This is a genomic window from Nocardioides thalensis (assembly GCF_013410655.1).
Classification (GTDB): Bacteria; Actinomycetota; Actinomycetes; order Propionibacteriales; family Nocardioidaceae; genus Nocardioides; species Nocardioides thalensis.
In genome coordinates, this window is record NZ_JACCFP010000001.1 from 2,413,735 (window position 1) to 2,429,076 (window position 15,342).

General features: G+C 73.4%; 14 protein-coding genes. 6 read left to right on the forward strand and 8 right to left on the reverse strand.

What is annotated here, in order from left to right:
• Positions 1 to 60: 60 nt before the first annotated feature.
• The gene (hutU, locus tag HNR19_RS11895; RefSeq protein ID WP_179668114.1) at positions 61 to 1,701 is read right to left on the reverse strand and encodes a urocanate hydratase; all 1,641 of its coding nucleotides are present in this window, start codon (positions 1,699 to 1,701) and stop codon (positions 61 to 63) included.
• On the reverse strand, positions 1,698 to 3,245 hold the full coding sequence (gene hutH, locus HNR19_RS11900; protein WP_179668115.1) for a histidine ammonia-lyase: 1,548 nt from the start codon (positions 3,243 to 3,245) through the stop codon (positions 1,698 to 1,700). The genes hutU and hutH overlap by 4 nt, the downstream gene beginning before the upstream one ends.
• A gap of 84 nt (positions 3,246 to 3,329) precedes the next feature.
• On the opposite strand from hutH, the gene HNR19_RS11905 reads away from it, so the two are divergent.
• From HNR19_RS11905 to HNR19_RS11915, 3 genes are all read left to right on the forward strand, one after another.
• Complete coding sequence (locus tag HNR19_RS11905; protein ID WP_179668116.1) at positions 3,330 to 4,091, forward strand: IclR family transcriptional regulator; 762 nt, start codon at positions 3,330 to 3,332, stop codon at positions 4,089 to 4,091.
• 89 nt (positions 4,092 to 4,180) lie between these two features.
• Positions 4,181 to 4,978 (forward strand): VOC family protein, encoded by a 798-nt coding sequence (locus HNR19_RS11910; protein ID WP_179668117.1) that lies wholly within the window; start codon positions 4,181 to 4,183, stop codon positions 4,976 to 4,978.
• 39 nt (positions 4,979 to 5,017) lie between these two features.
• Positions 5,018 to 6,610: a non-homologous end-joining DNA ligase LigD gene (locus HNR19_RS11915; protein WP_179668118.1), complete on the forward strand. Its 1,593-nt coding sequence runs from the start codon at positions 5,018 to 5,020 to the stop codon at positions 6,608 to 6,610.
• Positions 6,611 to 6,617: 7 nt separating this feature from the next.
• On the opposite strand, the gene HNR19_RS11920 is transcribed toward HNR19_RS11915, so the two are convergent.
• From HNR19_RS11920 to HNR19_RS11935, 4 genes are read right to left on the reverse strand one after another with little or no spacing between them, the layout of a single operon-like run.
• Positions 6,618 to 7,430 carry an ABC transporter permease gene (locus HNR19_RS11920; RefSeq protein ID WP_179668119.1) on the reverse strand — a complete coding sequence of 271 codons (813 nt, stop codon included), beginning with the start codon at positions 7,428 to 7,430 and terminating at the stop codon, positions 6,618 to 6,620.
• Positions 7,427 to 8,218 carry an ABC transporter permease gene (locus HNR19_RS11925; protein ID WP_179668120.1) on the reverse strand — a complete coding sequence of 264 codons (792 nt, stop codon included), beginning with the start codon at positions 8,216 to 8,218 and terminating at the stop codon, positions 7,427 to 7,429. Before HNR19_RS11925 ends, HNR19_RS11920 begins: the two co-directional genes overlap by 4 nt.
• Positions 8,218 to 9,156 carry an ABC transporter ATP-binding protein gene (locus HNR19_RS11930; protein WP_425490671.1) on the reverse strand — a complete coding sequence of 313 codons (939 nt, stop codon included), beginning with the start codon at positions 9,154 to 9,156 and terminating at the stop codon, positions 8,218 to 8,220. The genes HNR19_RS11925 and HNR19_RS11930 overlap by 1 nt, the downstream gene beginning before the upstream one ends.
• A 9-nt stretch (positions 9,157 to 9,165) precedes the next feature.
• The gene (locus HNR19_RS11935) at positions 9,166 to 10,569 is read right to left on the reverse strand and encodes an N-6 DNA methylase (RefSeq protein WP_179668121.1); all 1,404 of its coding nucleotides are present in this window, start codon (positions 10,567 to 10,569) and stop codon (positions 9,166 to 9,168) included.
• 146 nt (positions 10,570 to 10,715) lie between these two features.
• Between HNR19_RS11935 and HNR19_RS11940 the strand changes: the two genes are divergently transcribed.
• The 3 genes from HNR19_RS11940 to HNR19_RS11950 are packed head-to-tail and all read left to right on the forward strand — an operon-like array spanning position 10,716 to position 13,347.
• Positions 10,716 to 12,029, forward strand: coding sequence for a nicotinate phosphoribosyltransferase (locus tag HNR19_RS11940; protein WP_179668122.1), 1,314 nt, complete (start codon positions 10,716 to 10,718; stop codon positions 12,027 to 12,029).
• Positions 12,026 to 12,622 carry an isochorismatase family protein gene (locus HNR19_RS11945; protein ID WP_179668123.1) on the forward strand — a complete coding sequence of 199 codons (597 nt, stop codon included), beginning with the start codon at positions 12,026 to 12,028 and terminating at the stop codon, positions 12,620 to 12,622. The genes HNR19_RS11940 and HNR19_RS11945 overlap by 4 nt, the downstream gene beginning before the upstream one ends.
• On the forward strand, positions 12,619 to 13,347 hold the full coding sequence (locus HNR19_RS11950) for an NUDIX domain-containing protein (protein WP_179668124.1): 729 nt from the start codon (positions 12,619 to 12,621) through the stop codon (positions 13,345 to 13,347). Before HNR19_RS11945 ends, HNR19_RS11950 begins: the two co-directional genes overlap by 4 nt.
• On the opposite strand, the gene HNR19_RS11955 is transcribed toward HNR19_RS11950, so the two are convergent.
• Both HNR19_RS11955 and HNR19_RS11960 read right to left on the reverse strand, forming a co-directional pair.
• Positions 13,278 to 14,600, reverse strand: coding sequence for an amino acid permease (locus tag HNR19_RS11955; protein ID WP_343047165.1), 1,323 nt, complete (start codon positions 14,598 to 14,600; stop codon positions 13,278 to 13,280). The genes HNR19_RS11950 and HNR19_RS11955 overlap by 70 nt on opposite strands.
• Positions 14,597 to 15,277, reverse strand: a complete 681-nt coding sequence (locus HNR19_RS11960; RefSeq protein ID WP_179668125.1) for a pyridoxamine 5'-phosphate oxidase family protein — start codon at positions 15,275 to 15,277, stop codon at positions 14,597 to 14,599. Before HNR19_RS11960 ends, HNR19_RS11955 begins: the two co-directional genes overlap by 4 nt.
• Positions 15,278 to 15,342 lie beyond the last annotated feature (65 nt).

The following is a 15,342-nucleotide window of genomic DNA, read 5'->3' on the forward strand; positions in this document are numbered from 1 at the left end:
CGGCGGACTCGACGAACCATGAGGGCGGATTCAGCGGACCATGGAGGGGGATTCGACGCATCATCGGGGGATCTTGACACCCCGCTCGGCGGCGACCTCGGCGGCGCGCTCGTAGCCGGCGTCGACGTGGCGGACCACGCCCATGCCCGGGTCGTTGGTGAGCACCCGCTCGATCTTCTCCGCGGCGAGGTCGGAGCCGTCGGCGACGATCACCTGGCCCGCATGGATGGAGCGGCCCATGCCGACGCCGCCGCCGTGATGGATCGACACCCAGGTCGCGCCCGACGCGGTGTTGACGAGCGCGTTGAGCAGCGGCCAGTCGGCGATGGCGTCGGAGCCGTCGAGCATCGCCTCGGTCTCGCGGTACGGCGAGGCGACCGACCCGCAGTCGAGGTGGTCGCGCCCGATGACGACCGGCGCCTTCAGCTCACCGGACGCGACCATCTCGTTGAACTTCAGGCCGGCGAGATGACGCTCGCCGTAGCCCAGCCAGCAGATCCGCGCCGGGAGGCCCTGGAAGTGCACGCGCTCCTGCGCCATCGTGATCCACTTCCGCAGCCGCTCGTTGTCGGGGAAAAGCTCGAGCACGGCGCGGTCGGTGGCCGCGATGTCGGCCGGGTCGCCCGACAGAGCGGCCCAGCGGAACGGGCCCTTGCCCTCGCAGAACAGCGGCCGGATGTACGCCGGCACGAAGCCCGGGAAGTCGAAGGCGCGGTCGAAGCCGCCCTTGCGCGCCTCGTCGCGGATGGAGTTGCCGTAGTCGAAGACCTCGGCTCCCTTGTCGAGGAAGCCCACCATCGCCCGCACGTGCGCGGCCATCGAGGCCTGCGCCTCCTTGGTGAACCCGACGGGATCGGCGGTACGGCGGGCCTCCCACTCCTCGAAGGGGACACCCACCGGGAGGTAGGCCAACGGGTCGTGGGCGGAGGTCTGGTCGGTGACGATGTCGACCGGGACGTCCATCTCGAGCAGCCGCGGCAGCAGCTCTGCGGCGTTGCCGAGGAGGCCGATCGACAGCGGCTCCCGCGCAGCGCGGGCGGCGGTCGCGCGCCGTACGGCGTCGTCGAGGTCGGTGGCCTGCACGTCGAGGTAGCGGTGCTCGATGCGCCGCTTGATGCGGGAGTCGTCGCACTCGATGCAGAGCGCGACGCCGTCGTTCATGGTGACCGCGAGCGGCTGCGCGCCGCCCATGCCGCCGAGCCCGGCGGTGACGGTGAGCGTGCCGGCGAGGGTGCCACCGAAGCGCTTGTCGGCCACGGCCGCGAACGTCTCGAACGTGCCCTGGAGGATGCCCTGGGTGCCGATGTAGATCCACGAGCCGGCCGTCATCTGGCCGTACATCGTGAGCCCGAGGTCCTCGAGCCGGCGGAACTCCTCCCAGTTGGCCCAGTCGCCCACCAGGTTGGAGTTGGCGATGAGGACCCGCGGCGCCCACGGGTTGGTGCGCATCACGCCGACCGGCTTGCCGGACTGCACGAGGAGGGTCTCGTCGTCGTGCAGGTCGCGCAGCGCGCGCACGATCGCGTCGTACGCATCGCGGTTGCGGGCCGCCTTGCCGGTGCCGCCGTAGACGACCAGGTCCTCGGGCCGCTCGGCGACCTCGGGGTCGAGGTTGTTCATCAGCATCCGCAGCGGCGCCTCGGTCTGCCAGGAGCGGGCGGACAGCTCGGTGCCCCGCGGGGCTCGGATCTCGGTGGTCACTGCAGGGCTCCGATCGTCTCTTCGACGGCAGCCAGCAGGGAGCCGTCACGGATGAGGGACAGGGTGTTCTCGATCTCGGGGGCGAGGTGGCGGTCGGGGCCGGGGCCCTCGACGCCGGCGAAGCGGAGTACGTCGACGACGGCGCCCGTCGCGGGCGCGGGCGTCAGCGGCCGGCGCAGGTCGAGAGCCCGCGCACCGGTGAGGATCTCGACGGCCAGCACCCGCGCCAGCCCGTCGACCGAGCGGCGCAGCTTGCGGGCGGCGGCCCAGCCCATCGAGACGTGGTCCTCCTGCATCGCGCTGGAGGGGATCGAGTCGACGCTCGCGGGCACGGCGAGCCGCTTCATCTCCGAGACGATCCCGGCCTGGGTGTACTGCGCGATCATGTGGCCGCTGTCGACGCCCGGATCGTCGGCCAGGAACGGCGGCAGCCCGTGGCTGCGCGTCTTGTCGAGGAAGCGGTCGGTGCGCCGCTCGCTCACGCTCGCCACGTCGGCGGCCGCGATCGCCAGGAAGTCGAGCACGTAGCCGACAGGCGCGCCGTGGAAGTTGCCGTTGCTCTCCAGCCGCGCCTCGTCGGGGAGCACGACCGGGTTGTCGATCGCCGACGCCAGCTCGCGCTGCGCGACCAGCGCGGCGTGGTCGACCGTGTCGCGCGCGGCGCCGTGGACCTGCGGCGAGCAGCGCAGCGAGTAGGCGTCCTGCACCCGGTTGCAGTCGGGGCCGCGGTGCGAGGCGACCACGCTGGAGCCGTCGAGCAGCGCGGTCAGGTTGGCGGCGGAGGCGGCCTGGCCCGGGTGCGGCCGCAGCGCCGTCAGGTCGGCGGCGAACACGCGGTCGGTGGCGAGCTGGCCCTCGACCGACATCGCCGCAGCGAGGTCGGCGGTGCGCATCAGCATCCGCAGATCCGCGATCGCCAGCACCAGCATGCCGAGCATCCCGTCGGTGCCGTTGATGAGGGCCAGGCCCTCCTTCGGACCGAGCTCGACCGGCGCCAGGCCGGCGGCCGCCAGCGCGGAGGCGGCGGACCGCCGTACGCCGTCCGCGTCGTCGACGTCGCCCTCCCCCATCAGCGTCAGCGCGCAGTGCGCCAGCGGCGCGAGGTCGCCGGAGCAGCCGAGCGAGCCGTACTCGTGCACGACCGGCGTGATGCCGTGGCTGAGCAGCGCGGCCATCAGCTCCGCGGTCTCGCGGCGGATGCCGGTGTGGCCCGTCGCCAGCGTCGAGAGACGCAGCAGCATCAGCGCTCGCACCACCTCGCGCTCGACCTCCGGACCGGAGCCGGCCGCGTGCGAGCGGACCAGCGACTTCTGCAGCTGGGCGCGCTGGTCGGCCGGGATGTGCTTGGTCGCGAGCGCGCCGAACCCGGTGGACACGCCGTAGGCCGGCGTCGGCGACTCGGCAAGCTCGTCCACGACCTTCCGCGCCTTGTCGATCGCCGCCAGCGCCTCGTCGGACAGGCGCACGCCCGCGCCGTGCCGGGCCACCGCCACCACCTCGTCGAACGACAGGGGGCCGGTCCCGACGATCACCTCTTGGGTCATGCCCCCATTCCACTCCCGACGCGGGACCGGCACCATCCCCGGCACCAGGATGCTGTCTCGTATCCGAGACTCTACGATCACCGCATGAGCAACGTCCCCGCCGCGACCCGCGCGCTCCAGGTGCTGCGGTTCCTGGCTCGTCAGCCGGAGCCGGTGCCGGTGGACCGGATCGCCCGGACCCTCGGGCTGCCGCGCTCGACGACCTACCACCTCCTCGCGGCCATGGTCGACGAGGGCTTCGTGGTGCACCTCCCCGAGGAGCGGAGGTACGGCGTGGGCGTCGCGGCGTTCGAGGTCGGGTCCGGCTATGTGCGGCAGGAGCCGCTCCAGCGCATCGCGCGCCGCCCGTTGGCGAGCCTCGTCGACGAGGTCGGCCAGTCCGCGCACCTCGCCGTGCAGCACGGGCGGGAGGTGCTCTACGTGCTGGAGGAACGGGCGCCCGGTCGCCCGCCCCTGGTCACCGACGTGGGCGTCCGGCTGCCCGCGCACCTGACGGCGAGCGGGCGTGCGATCCTCGCCGCGCTGCCGGCGGCGCAGGTGCGCGCGCTCTACCCCGACCGCGCCGCGTTCGTCGACCGGCACGGCACCGGTCCGCGCTCGCTCACCGCCCTGCGGTCGCTGCTGTCGGAGACCCGCCAGCGCGGCCACGCGAGCGAGAGCGGCGAGGTCACCCCCGGCTTCGAGTCGGTCGCGGCCGCCGTACGGGACCACAACGGGCACCCGGTCGCGGCGATCGCGGTCACGTTCCCCGGCGAGGCGGACGTCGACCTCGCCCCGACGGTGCGGGCGGTACGCCGTACCGCCGACCTCGTGAGCGCCCGGCTCGGCGGCCCGCAGCCGTCCTGACCCACGATGTTCACCGCGCGGCGGGCGCGATGTCGGTGGTCGGCGCAACGATGGCCATCCCCACGGACCGACAAGCAAGGAGCACCGCAATGCCCACTCGAGACGACGCCTGGCCCGCCGGCACCCCGAACTGGGTCGACCTGGCCGCCGACGACCCGCAGGCCGCCGCAGAGTTCTACTCCCAGCTGTTCGGCTGGGACGTCGCGGACCCCGACCCCGAGACCGCCGAGCAGACCGGCGGCTACCGGATGGCGATGAAGAACGGCCGCGCCGCGGCCGGCATCGGCAGCAAGATGGGGCAGGACATCCCCAGCAACTGGGCGACCTACCTCGCCAGCGACGACATCGAGGCCTCCGCCGAGGCGGTCAAGGCGGCCGGCGGCACGTTGCAGATGGATCCGTTCGACGTGATGACGTTCGGAAAGATGTTCTTCGCGACCGCGCCCGACGGGGCGTCGTTCGGCGTCTGGCAGGCGGGCGACCACATCGGCGCCCAGATCTACAACGAGCCCGGCTCCTACAACTGGAACGAGGTGCACTCGCGCGACCTGGACGCCGCGAAGGAGTTCTACGCGTCGGCGTTCGGCTACACCTACGACGACATGTCCGGCGAACAGGGCCCCTACTTCGGCTTCAAGGTGCCCGGCGGCGACGAGCCCGTCGGCGGCATGGGCCCGGCCGACATGCTCCCCGAGGGCGCACCGTCGATCTGGCTCGCCTGGTTCTCCGTCGAGGACTGCGACGCCTCGGTCGCCAAGGTGCAGGAGCTGGGCGGCAGCGTCCTGGCCGAGCCGTTCGACACGCCGTTCGGGCGGATGTCCGTCGTGACGGGAGCCCAGGGCGAGGCGTTCGGGATGATCAGCGCTCCGGCGGCTGCCGAGGCCTGAGCGGCGGATACCCCGGCCGCGCGAGGGCACCTACGACACATGGGCGACCTCGCGACCTACCGCCGGATGCGTGACTTCCGGCGCACACCGGAGCCGTCGGGCGCAGTGGCACCTGCGTCCGGCGGCGACCGGCGTCGGTTCGTCGTGCAGCGGCACCGGGCCACCCGGCTCCACTACGACGTGCGGTTCGAGATCGACGGCGTCCTCGTGAGCTGGGCGGTGCCGAAGGGGCCGACCTTGGACCCGAAGGCACGCCGGATGGCCGTGCACGTCGAGGACCACCCGATCGAGTACATCGACTTCGAGGGCGTGATCCCGCGGGGCGAGTACGACGGCGGCGACGTGATCGTCTGGGACACCGGCACCTGGGAGCCCGTCAAGACCGACGACCCCGCGAAGGCGGTCGCCGAGGGCGAGCTGCACGCGGAGATGCACGGCGAGAAGCTGCACGGCCGGCTGGTGCTCGTCCGCCGCGACGACGCGGACGGCGCCGGCAGCGGCGACAAGGAGCAGTGGCTGCTCCTGCACAAGAAGGACGAGCACGCCGTGCCGGGCTGGGACCCGGAGGAGCACCCGCGGTCCGTCCTCACCGGCCGCACCAACGACGAGGTCAGCGAGGATCCCGACCGGCTCTGGAAGTCCGACGCGCCGGCCGACGAGGCCGAGGTCGTGCTGGTCCCCGACCCGCTGCCCGACGAGGCGATCACCGCGCTGGAGGAGCTCGGGAAGGAGGGCACCTGGGAGGTGTTCGGCCGGCGGCTGAAGGTGACCAACCTCGACAAGGTGCTCTTCCCCGGCGGTCCCGACGAGCCGCCGGTGACCAAGCGCGAGCTGCTGGCGTACGTCGCCCGCGTCGCCCCGCTGTCGCTCCCCTACCTCGAGGGCCGCGCGGTCAACCTGCACCGCTACCCCGACGGCGCCGACGCCAAGGGGTTCTGGCACAAGGAGCTGCCGAAGCACGCCCCCGCGTGGCTCCCCCGTTGGGACAACCCGGAGGCCGACCCGGGCGAGACCACGACCTACCTGGTCGTCGACGAGCCGGCCGCCCTCGTGTGGGCGGCGAACTTCGGCGCCCTCGAGTGGCACCCCTGGACGTCCCGCACCACGGCGATGCACGAGCCGACGTACGCCCTGATCGACCTCGACCCCGGTGAGCGGACCTCCTGGGACGAGCTGCTCGAGCTCGCCCGACTGCACCGGACCGCCCTGGAGCACCTCGGCGTCACCGGGCGCGCGAAGGTCACCGGCAAGCGCGGCATCCAGGTCTGGGTGCCGATCCGTCCGGGCTACACGTTCGACGAGACCCGCGCCTGGACCGAGAAGCTCTCCAAGACCGTCGGCAAGGTGCTCCCCGACCTCGTCAGCTGGAAGTGGGAGAAGAAGGCGCGGGGCGGGCTGGCGCGGCTCGACTACACGCAGAACGCGATCAACAAGACGCTGGTCGCGCCGTACGCCACCCGCCCGGCCGCCGGCGCGCCGGTCTCGGTGCCGATCGCCTGGCACGAGCTCGACGACCCCGACCTCCGGCCGGACCGCTGGACGATCCGCACCGTGCTCGACCGGATCGCCGAGCGGGGCGACCCGTTCCGGGCGCTGCTCGGGGTCGAGCAGGACCTGCCCGAGATCACCTGAGAGTGCCTCAGGTCAGCAGCAGGGTGTCCAGGCGGCGCCGTACGACGACGAGGCCGATCGCGCCCAGCACGAGCAGGTAGGCCACCGAGACGAGGGACGCCCATGTCGGTGCGCCGAGGGTGAGCTCGCGGCACAGCACGACGCCGCGGTAGAGCGGGGTCGCCTCCACCAGCCAGCGGATCGACGCGGGATAGGTGTCGACCGGGAAGAACGTCGCGGAGAACAGGAAGAGCGGCAGCTGGACCAGCGTGATCTTGTCGAAGTCCTGCCACGACTTCATGTACGTCGTCGCCGCCATGCACACCGCGCTCATCGCGAAGCCGATGAGCAGGGCGGCCGGCAGGGCGAGCAGCGCCCACCACGACTCGAGCAGTCCCATCGCGAGCATGACGACGAGGAACGCCGCGGAGTAGGTGCCGCCCCGCAGCTGTCCCCACGCGATCTCGCCGCGCGCGACGTCGGCGGTCGACATCGGAGTCGCGAGCACCTGGTCGTAGAGCTTGTCGTACTTGAGCTTGAAGAAGACCCGGTAGGTGGAGTCCATCAGCGCGCCGTTGAACGCCGACGCGGCGAGCATGCCGGGCGCGACGAACGCGGCGTAGGACACCTCCTGCCCAGCGACCTCGAACCCGTCGACGAGCACGCCGACGCCGACGCCGATCGAGAACAGGTAGAGCACCGGCTCGAGGAAGCCGGTGACGAAGAGCTTCCACTGCGTCCGGAAGACCATCAGGTTGCGCAGCACGAGGAGGTACGCCGCGGCGCCCGCCGAGAGCGGCCGGACGGTGGCCGGGGCGGTGGCTTCGGTCGGGGCCGTCACGAGACGAGCCGCTTCCGCAGGCCGGACACGGACCACGCCCAGCCGACCGCGCACAGCGCGAGCAGCACGGCGACGTTGACGCCGGCCACCCACCAGGTGACGTGGTCGAGCGCGAACATCCGGGAGAGGTTCACGCCGTGCCACAGCGGCGTCAGCCGGGCCACCGCGGCGCCGGCGTCGCCGAGGTTGGCGATCGGGAAGAACGCGCCCGAGAACAGGAACATCGGGAGCACGCCGAGCCGGAAGACGACGTTGAAGACCTCCTCGGACTTGCTCCGCGTGGAGAACCCGTAGACCACCATCGCGAACGCGGTGCCGCACAGGACCTGCGAGCCGAACGCGAGCACCGGACCCCACCAGCTCTCGTAGACCCCGAACGGGACGAGCACGACGGTGAACACGCCGCACGTCGCCGCCAGCCGCACGATGACCGCACCGAGGTGCGCCCCGACGACGTGCTGCACCTCCAGCGGGGTCGCGAGCATCGAGTCGTAGACCTTGTGCCACTTGATCATGCCCATCACCGGCCAGGTCGTCTCGCCGACCGCGGTCTGCATGGCGTGGGCCGCGATCAGTCCGGGCACGACGAACGCGAGGTAGGACGTGGCGCCCTCGAGCTCGGCCGGGTCGGCGTCGACGAACCCGCCGAGCAGCACGCCCATCGCCACCACGTAGAACAGCGGGGAGATGAACGAGGTGACGACCGACGAGCGCCAGGTGCGCTTCCAGACGGTGAGCCAGTAGTCGACCTGCCGGCCCACCCCGTCCGCGAACGTGAGGTCGGCCATCAGTCCACCAGCGTCCGACCGGTGAGGTGGAGGAAGACGTCCTCCAGCGTCGACCGCCGCACCAGCGTCGCCACGGGCTCGAGGCCGCGCTCGTGGGTCCTCGCGACGACCTCCTCGCCGTCCTCGGCGTAGACCAGCAGCCGGTCGGGCAGCACCTCGACCCGCTCGCCGAGGTCGGAGACCTTGTCGGCGTGCGCCTCGTTGTCGCCCACCCCGAAGCGCAGCTCGGCGACCTCCCGCGTCGAGTGCGCGCGGATCAGCTCCTGCGGGGCGCCCTCGGCGACGATCACTCCGTTGTCCATGACGACCAGGCGGTCGCAGAGCTGCTCGGCCTCGTCCATGTAGTGCGTCGTGATCACGAGCGTCACGCCCGACTGCTTGAGCCGGAACAGCTGGTCCCAGAGCAGGTGCCGCGCCTGCGGGTCGAGGCCGGTGGTCGGCTCGTCGAGCAGCAGGAGCTCGGGCCGGTTGATCAGCGAGCGCGCGATGGTCAGCCTCCGCTTCATGCCGCCGGAGAGCTCCTCGACCCGACTGCGTCGCTTGTCGGTGAGCTGCACGAACTCCAGCAGCTCGGCAGCCCGCTCGCGCACCTCGGCCTTCGGCAGCCCGAAGTAGCGGCCGTAGATGTAGAGGTTGTCGAAGACGTTGAGCTCGTTGTCGAGCGTGTCCTCCTGCGGGCAGACGCCCAGCCGGCCGCGGATCTCCGGGCCGTCGGACGCCGGGTCCAGGCCGAGGATCCGCAGCTCCCCGCCGCTGACCGGCGACACCGCGGCGATCATCCGCATCGTCGACGACTTGCCGGCGCCGTTGGGGCCGAGGAAGCCGAACGCCTCCCCGCGCCGCACGTCGAGGTCGATGCCGCGGACCGCCTCGAACTCGCCGAAGCGCTTCCGGAGCGCGCGGGCGCGGATCATCGACTCCGGGGCGGCGCTGCTCACCCGAAGATCCTAGGTACGGCGCGCACGGTCGAGCCACCACCGGGCGACCGCGGGATCGGCGCAGCCGTAGGCCGCGGACATCACGCCGGCGAGCTCCTCGAGCAGCGCCGCGCGGGCGAGCGCGGCACCCTCGCGCCACGCCGTCTCGTCCGCGGGCAGCGGCAGCGCCGCGATCTGCCGCGCGCTCACCTTGACCGAGCCCGGCACCAGACCGGCGCCGAGGTAGCGCGCGGCCGCGTCGGCGACGACCGGCGGCGCGAGCAGCACGGCGAGCACCCGCCACACGTCCGCGGGGTCGTGCGGCACGACGGAGACGACGGGCACCGACGGCAGCCACGCGCCGTGCTCGTCGGCGGCGGCCTCGATCACCCGCCCCTGGCCGGCCACCACCACCTTCGGCACCAGCCGCGCGTCGGCCCACGCGCCCAGGCGGGCGTCCGCGGCGCGGAGCCCGGCCACGTCGACCACCGGGGCGGCGTACGACCTGCGCGCGAAGCGGGTCGGGCGCATGCCCCACTCGCAGGCCCCCGGTTCGAGCAGCCCGGTCGTGACGAGCGGCGCGCCGTCACCGCCGTCGCGCACGTGCGGGACGAGGCCGTAGTACTGGTCGCGGAAGTCGGCCGTGCACGCGGCCAGGTCGCCGAGGACCCCGGTGCCGCGGGGCATCTCGACCTCGGGGATCCCGAAGTGGGGCGCCGCGAGCCGGCCCCACTCGGTCTGCCCGCCGGGCTCCCCCACCCGCACCACCGGCACGCAAGTGCGCACCGCGGCGCCGGCGAACTCCGCGCCCTCGGACACCCACAACTCGCCGACCCGCCCGCGCCCTGCGACCGCGGTGCGCACCTTCGCGGCGTCGCGCGCGGCGAGCACGGACAGCGGCTGGACAAGGGCGACGGTGCCGCCGTCGGCCACGAGGTCGAGCGAGCGGTGGAGGAAGACGGCGCTGGTGTCGGTGTAGGCGCCGAGCCCGTGCGCACGCGCGCCCGCGGCCGCCGTACCGCGCTTGAGCTGGCCGAGGAAGGGCGGGTTGCCGACGACCGCGTCGAACGTCTCGCCCGTCCACGCGGTGAGGCCGTCGGCCACCCGCACCTGGCGCTCGATCTGCGCGACCGGCACCGACGGGTCCTCCGCGGCGAGTCGCTGACGCGCGATCGCCACCGCCTCCGCGTCGAGATCGGAGCCGAAGACCCCGGCCACGCCGACGATCCGAGCCGCCGCGACCAGGAAGTGCCCGGTGCCGCAGGCCGGGTCGAGGACGCGGCGCGCGCCCGGCGGGACGGCCCGGTCGAGAACCCACGACACGAGCTCCGGCGGGGTGTAGAACGCCCCCTTCGCGCGCCGGCCGTCGCGATCGGCCGCGAGGCGCGCCTCGTAGGCGGCGGCGAGCTCCTCGGCTCGCTCGCGTTCGTCCACGGACGTCAGCGTAGGGCCGCCGGAGGTTTCGAGCCCTTCGAGGCTCGCGACCTCGCGCCTCAGGACAAGGCAAGGCCGCGGGCGGCCTCGCACCTCAACCACCAGCGGCATGTATAGTCAAAGTGACTACAATCGAGGAGCCGCACATGGACCGCACCGGGCTGCTGACGGACCGCTACGAGCTCACCATGCTCGACTCCTGGGTCCGCGACGGCAGCGTCGACGAGCCGGCGGTCTTCGAGGCGTTCGCCCGGCGGCTCCCCGAGGGTCGGAGGTACGGCGTGCTCGGCGGGCTGGGCCGGCTGCTGCCGATGATCGAGCGGTTCACGTTCGACGCGGACGAGGTGGCCTGGCTCCAGGAGCAGGGCGTGGTCGGCGAGGAGACCGCCGCCTACCTGCGCGACTTCCGGTTCCGGGGTGACATCGACGCCTACCGCGAGGGCGACCTCTACTTCCCCGGCAGCCCGGTGCTGACGGTGAGCGGCACCCTCGGCGAGTGCGTGGCGCTCGAGACCCTGGTGCTCAGCGTGCTCAACCACGACGCCGCGATCGCCAGCGCCGCGCTGCGGATGGTCGACGCCGCCGGCGGCCGGCCGCTGATCGAGATGGGCACCCGGCGCACCCACGAGCAGGCCGCGATCGCGACGGCGCGGGCGGCGTACCTCGCCGGCTTCGGCTCGACCAGCAACCTGGCCGCCGGCCGCGACCACGGCATCCCGACCGTCGGCACCGCGGCGCACGCGTTCACGCTGGCGCACGCCACCGAGGAGGACGCGTTCCGCAGCCAGGTCGCGGCGCTCGGCGTCGGCACCACGCTGCTCGTCGACACCTACGACATCGCGGAGGGCATCCGCACCGCGGTGCGGGTCGCCGGCCGCGAGCTCGGTGCGATTAGGATCGACTCGGGCGACCTCGCCGAGGAGGCCGGCAAGGCGCGGGCGCTGCTCGACGAGCTCGGCGCCACCTCGACGAAGATCGTGGTCACCAGCGACCTCGACGAGTTCGTGATCGCGGCGCTCGCCGACGCTCCCATCGACGGCTACGGCGTCGGCACCCGGGTCGCCACCGGGTCGGGCCACCCGACCGCGAGCATGGTCTACAAGCTGGTCGAGATCGCCGGCCGGCCGGTGTCGAAGAAGTCGAAGGACAAGATCTCGGTGGGCGGGCGGAAGCTCGCCTGGCGGCGGTACGACGAGGCCGGCCTACTCGTGTCGGAGCACTTCACAGCCGCTCCGGTGGTTGAGGTGCGACGAGCGCAGCGAGGAGCCTCGAAACCTCCGGGCGCCGACCCGCGGCCGGTCCAGATCCCCGTGATGCGCGGGGGCGAGACTGTCCACGCCCCCACCCTCGACGAGATCCGCGAGTTCACGGCGGCCACGCTCGCCACGCTCCCGTCCGACGCCCGCTCGGTCGCCGCCGGCGCGCCGTACCTCACCGTCACCCACCTGGAGGAAGCATGAGCCACGACAAGCGCGCACTCGTCATCGTCGACGTCCAGAACGACTTCGTGGAGGGCGGATCGCTCGGCGTCGCCGGTGGCCGCGACGTGGCGACCCGCATCAGCCAGCACGTCGCGGCGCACGCCGGCGACTATGCCGTGATCGCCGCCTCGCGCGACTGGCACCACGCACCCGGGCCCGACGGCCACGAGACCAACGGCGGGCACTTCGCGGCGCCGGGCGAGGACCCCGACTTCGTGACCACGTGGCCGGTGCACTGCGTGTCGTCGGAGGGCGGCTCCGACTACGCGCCGGAGCTGGTCACCGACGCGGTGACCCACCACGTGCGCAAGGGCATGGGCGTGCCGGCCTACTCGGCGTTCGAGGGCGTCACCGACGACGGCGCCGCGCTCGCCGACGTGCTCCGTGCGGCCGGCGTCACCGAGGTCGACGTGACCGGTATCGCCACCGACTACTGCGTGCGGGCGACCGCGCTCGACGCGCGCAAGGAGGGCTTCGCCGTACGGCTGCTCGACGGGCTGCACGCCGGCGTCGCACCGGAGACGTCGACCGCGGCGGTCGCGGAGATGCGGGCCGCGGGGGTGACGGTGTGAGCTACGTCAGCGAGTACCCGCCGTTCTCGGTGACCGCCGACATCGCGGTCTTCACGATCCGCGACGGCGCGCTCTCGGTGCTGCTGGTCGAGCGGGCGAAGGACCCGTACGCCGGCTCGTGGGCGCTGCCGGGCGGGTTCATCGACCCCGACGAGGACGCCGAGACCGCGGCCTGGCGCGAGCTCCAGGAAGAGACCGGGCTCGAGCGCGCCGCGTGGCACCTCGAGCAGCTGCGCACCTACACCGCTCCCGACCGCGACCCCCGCGGGCGCACCGTGTCGGTCGCGCACGTCGCGCTCGCCCCCGACCTGCCCGACCCCTCCGCCGGTGACGACGCGGCCGACGCCCGGTGGTGGGCGGTCGACGACGTGCTCGAGCCCGAGGAGGGCGAGGCGCTCGCGCTCGCGTTCGACCACCGGGAGATCCTGCTCGACGCCCGCGAGCGGGTGCGGGCGAAGCTGGAGTACACGACCTTGGCCGCCGCGTTCGTGGCCGAGCCGTTCACGCTCGCGGAGCTGCGGCGGGTCTACACGGCCGTGTGGGGCGCTCCCCCGGACCTCGGCAACTTCCGCCGCAAGGTGCTCGGCACCGAGGGGTTCGTGGTCCCGACCAACACCCACGGCACGTCGAGCGGCGGCGGCCGCAGCGCTCTGCTCTACCGCAGGGGCTCCGCGACCACGGTGTCGCCGCCGATGGCCCGGTCGACGGCGTCGGACGCCGGCTGAGCGCGACGGCGCCGCGGCCAGCAGAGCCCGACGAGGCCGGTCAGGACCGGGATCAGCACCGCGGGTCCGGTGAGGACGACGAGCACCGCCGACGCCAGCAGCGACACCAGGGCCGCGACGCGCGGCCAGCCGCCGGGCAGCAGGCGCACCGCGGCCGCCGTACCGACGACGTAGACGAGGGCGAACGTGCCCGTGGTCGCCAGCAGGGTGGCGTCGGTGTCGTGGCCGAGCAGCGCGCCGCCGACGGTGACGACGAGACCGAGCCCCGCGACGAAGGCGAGCGCGCGGCGCGGCGTACGGGCCCCGGCGGCGATGTCGGCGCCGAGCCAGGCGGGCATCGCGCCGGCCACCGACAGGGAGGCGCCGAGCCGGGAGGCGCCGGCGAAGTAGGAGTTGATCGCGCCGACGGTCATCAGCACCGCGACGACCGCCGTCGCCGGTCGCGCCCAGCCGCCGAGCGCCCCGGCGAGCAGGTCGGCGAGCGGCGCCTCGCCGGTCGCGGCGCCGAGCACGCCGATGGTGGCGACCGCGATGCCGAGGTAGAGCACGGCGACGACCACGAGCGTGATCGCGGTCGCGCGGCCGATGTCACGCGCCGGGTGGCGGTACTCCCCTGACAGCGAGCTGACGATCTCCCAGCCCGCGAACGCCCACACCAGCAGGGCCGCGGCGGACCCGACGCCCGACCAGCCATGGGTGAGGAAGGGCGTGAACCGCTCGCCCTCGATGTCGGGCAGCGAGACGACCACCGCGACCAGGAGCAAGGTCGCGATGACGCCGGTGATGCCGAGCTGCACCGCGGCGGAGACCTGGATGCCCATCCAGTTCATCACCGCGACGATGCCGATGATCCCGGCCGTGACCGCCACCTCGGTAGTGCGTCCGCCGCCGAGCGCATCGGCGACGTACGACGCCGCGAAGCCTGCGGCGACCGGGGCCCCGATCGGGATGGCGAGGAAGAACGACCAGCCGACCATCGTCGCGGCGCGCTCGCCGAACGCGAGCCGCGCGTACGTCGCGACGCCGCCGCCGTCGGGGTGCCGCGCACCGAGCGCGGCGAACGTCGCCGCGAGCGGCACCGAGACGACGAGCAGCGCGACCCACGCGACGAGGGAGGCGGGGCCTGCGGCGCCGATGGCGAGGGCGGGCAGCGAGATGACGCCCGTGCCGAGCACCGCGGCGAGGGTCAGCGCGGTGCCCTGGAGGACGCTGAGGCCGCCGGTCGCGGCGGCCGGGCTCGTCACGCGGCTCACGCCAGCAGCTCCGCGCGCAGCCGGACGTCGATGGGCACCCGGTCGTGGGAGTCGGCGCCGCTGACCGGCGCGCCGGCGACGCGCCGCAGCGGGATGTGGCCGCCCCAGACGCCGGTCGCGACGTCCTCGGGCTCGTCGTCGGGCCCGCCGGCGCGCTCCTTGAGGGAGGCCTCGCGCAGCGCCAGCGCGAGCACGGAGGTGGCCGCGAGCTCCTTGCGGGTCGACGGGCGCAGGGTGAGCGCCCGGCCGGGCACCATGTGGTCGATGATCAGGTCGAGGGAGCGCTGCTTCTCGGCGGGGTCGTCGACCCGGCGCGCGCGGCCGAGCAGCACAGCCGAGCGGTAGTTCATCGAGTGGCCGAACGCGCACCGCGACGCGACCAGCCCGTCGAGCTCGGTGATGGTGACGCAGAGGTCGGACGTCAGCGCGGCGGCGAGCCAGCCGGCGCCGGTGGAGCCGTGCAGGTAGAGCGTGCCGCCGTCGTCGGGGCCGTCGAGGTCGACGGCGTAGGCCATCGGGAGCACGAGCGGCTGGGTGACCCCGTCGCGGGTGACCACGACGCCGACATGGGCGATGAGCGCCTCGGAGAGGAGCGCGTGGAGGCGGCCGCGGTCGCTGACCGCGCGGTGGGCGCCGCGGGTCGGCGTGGTCCGCGGCGTCGGCGAGAGGGTCTCCATGGTGACGATCCTTCCGGCGGATTGGCCCCGCGTCACGGTCCAATCCGTTACCGTTTCGGCAGGCC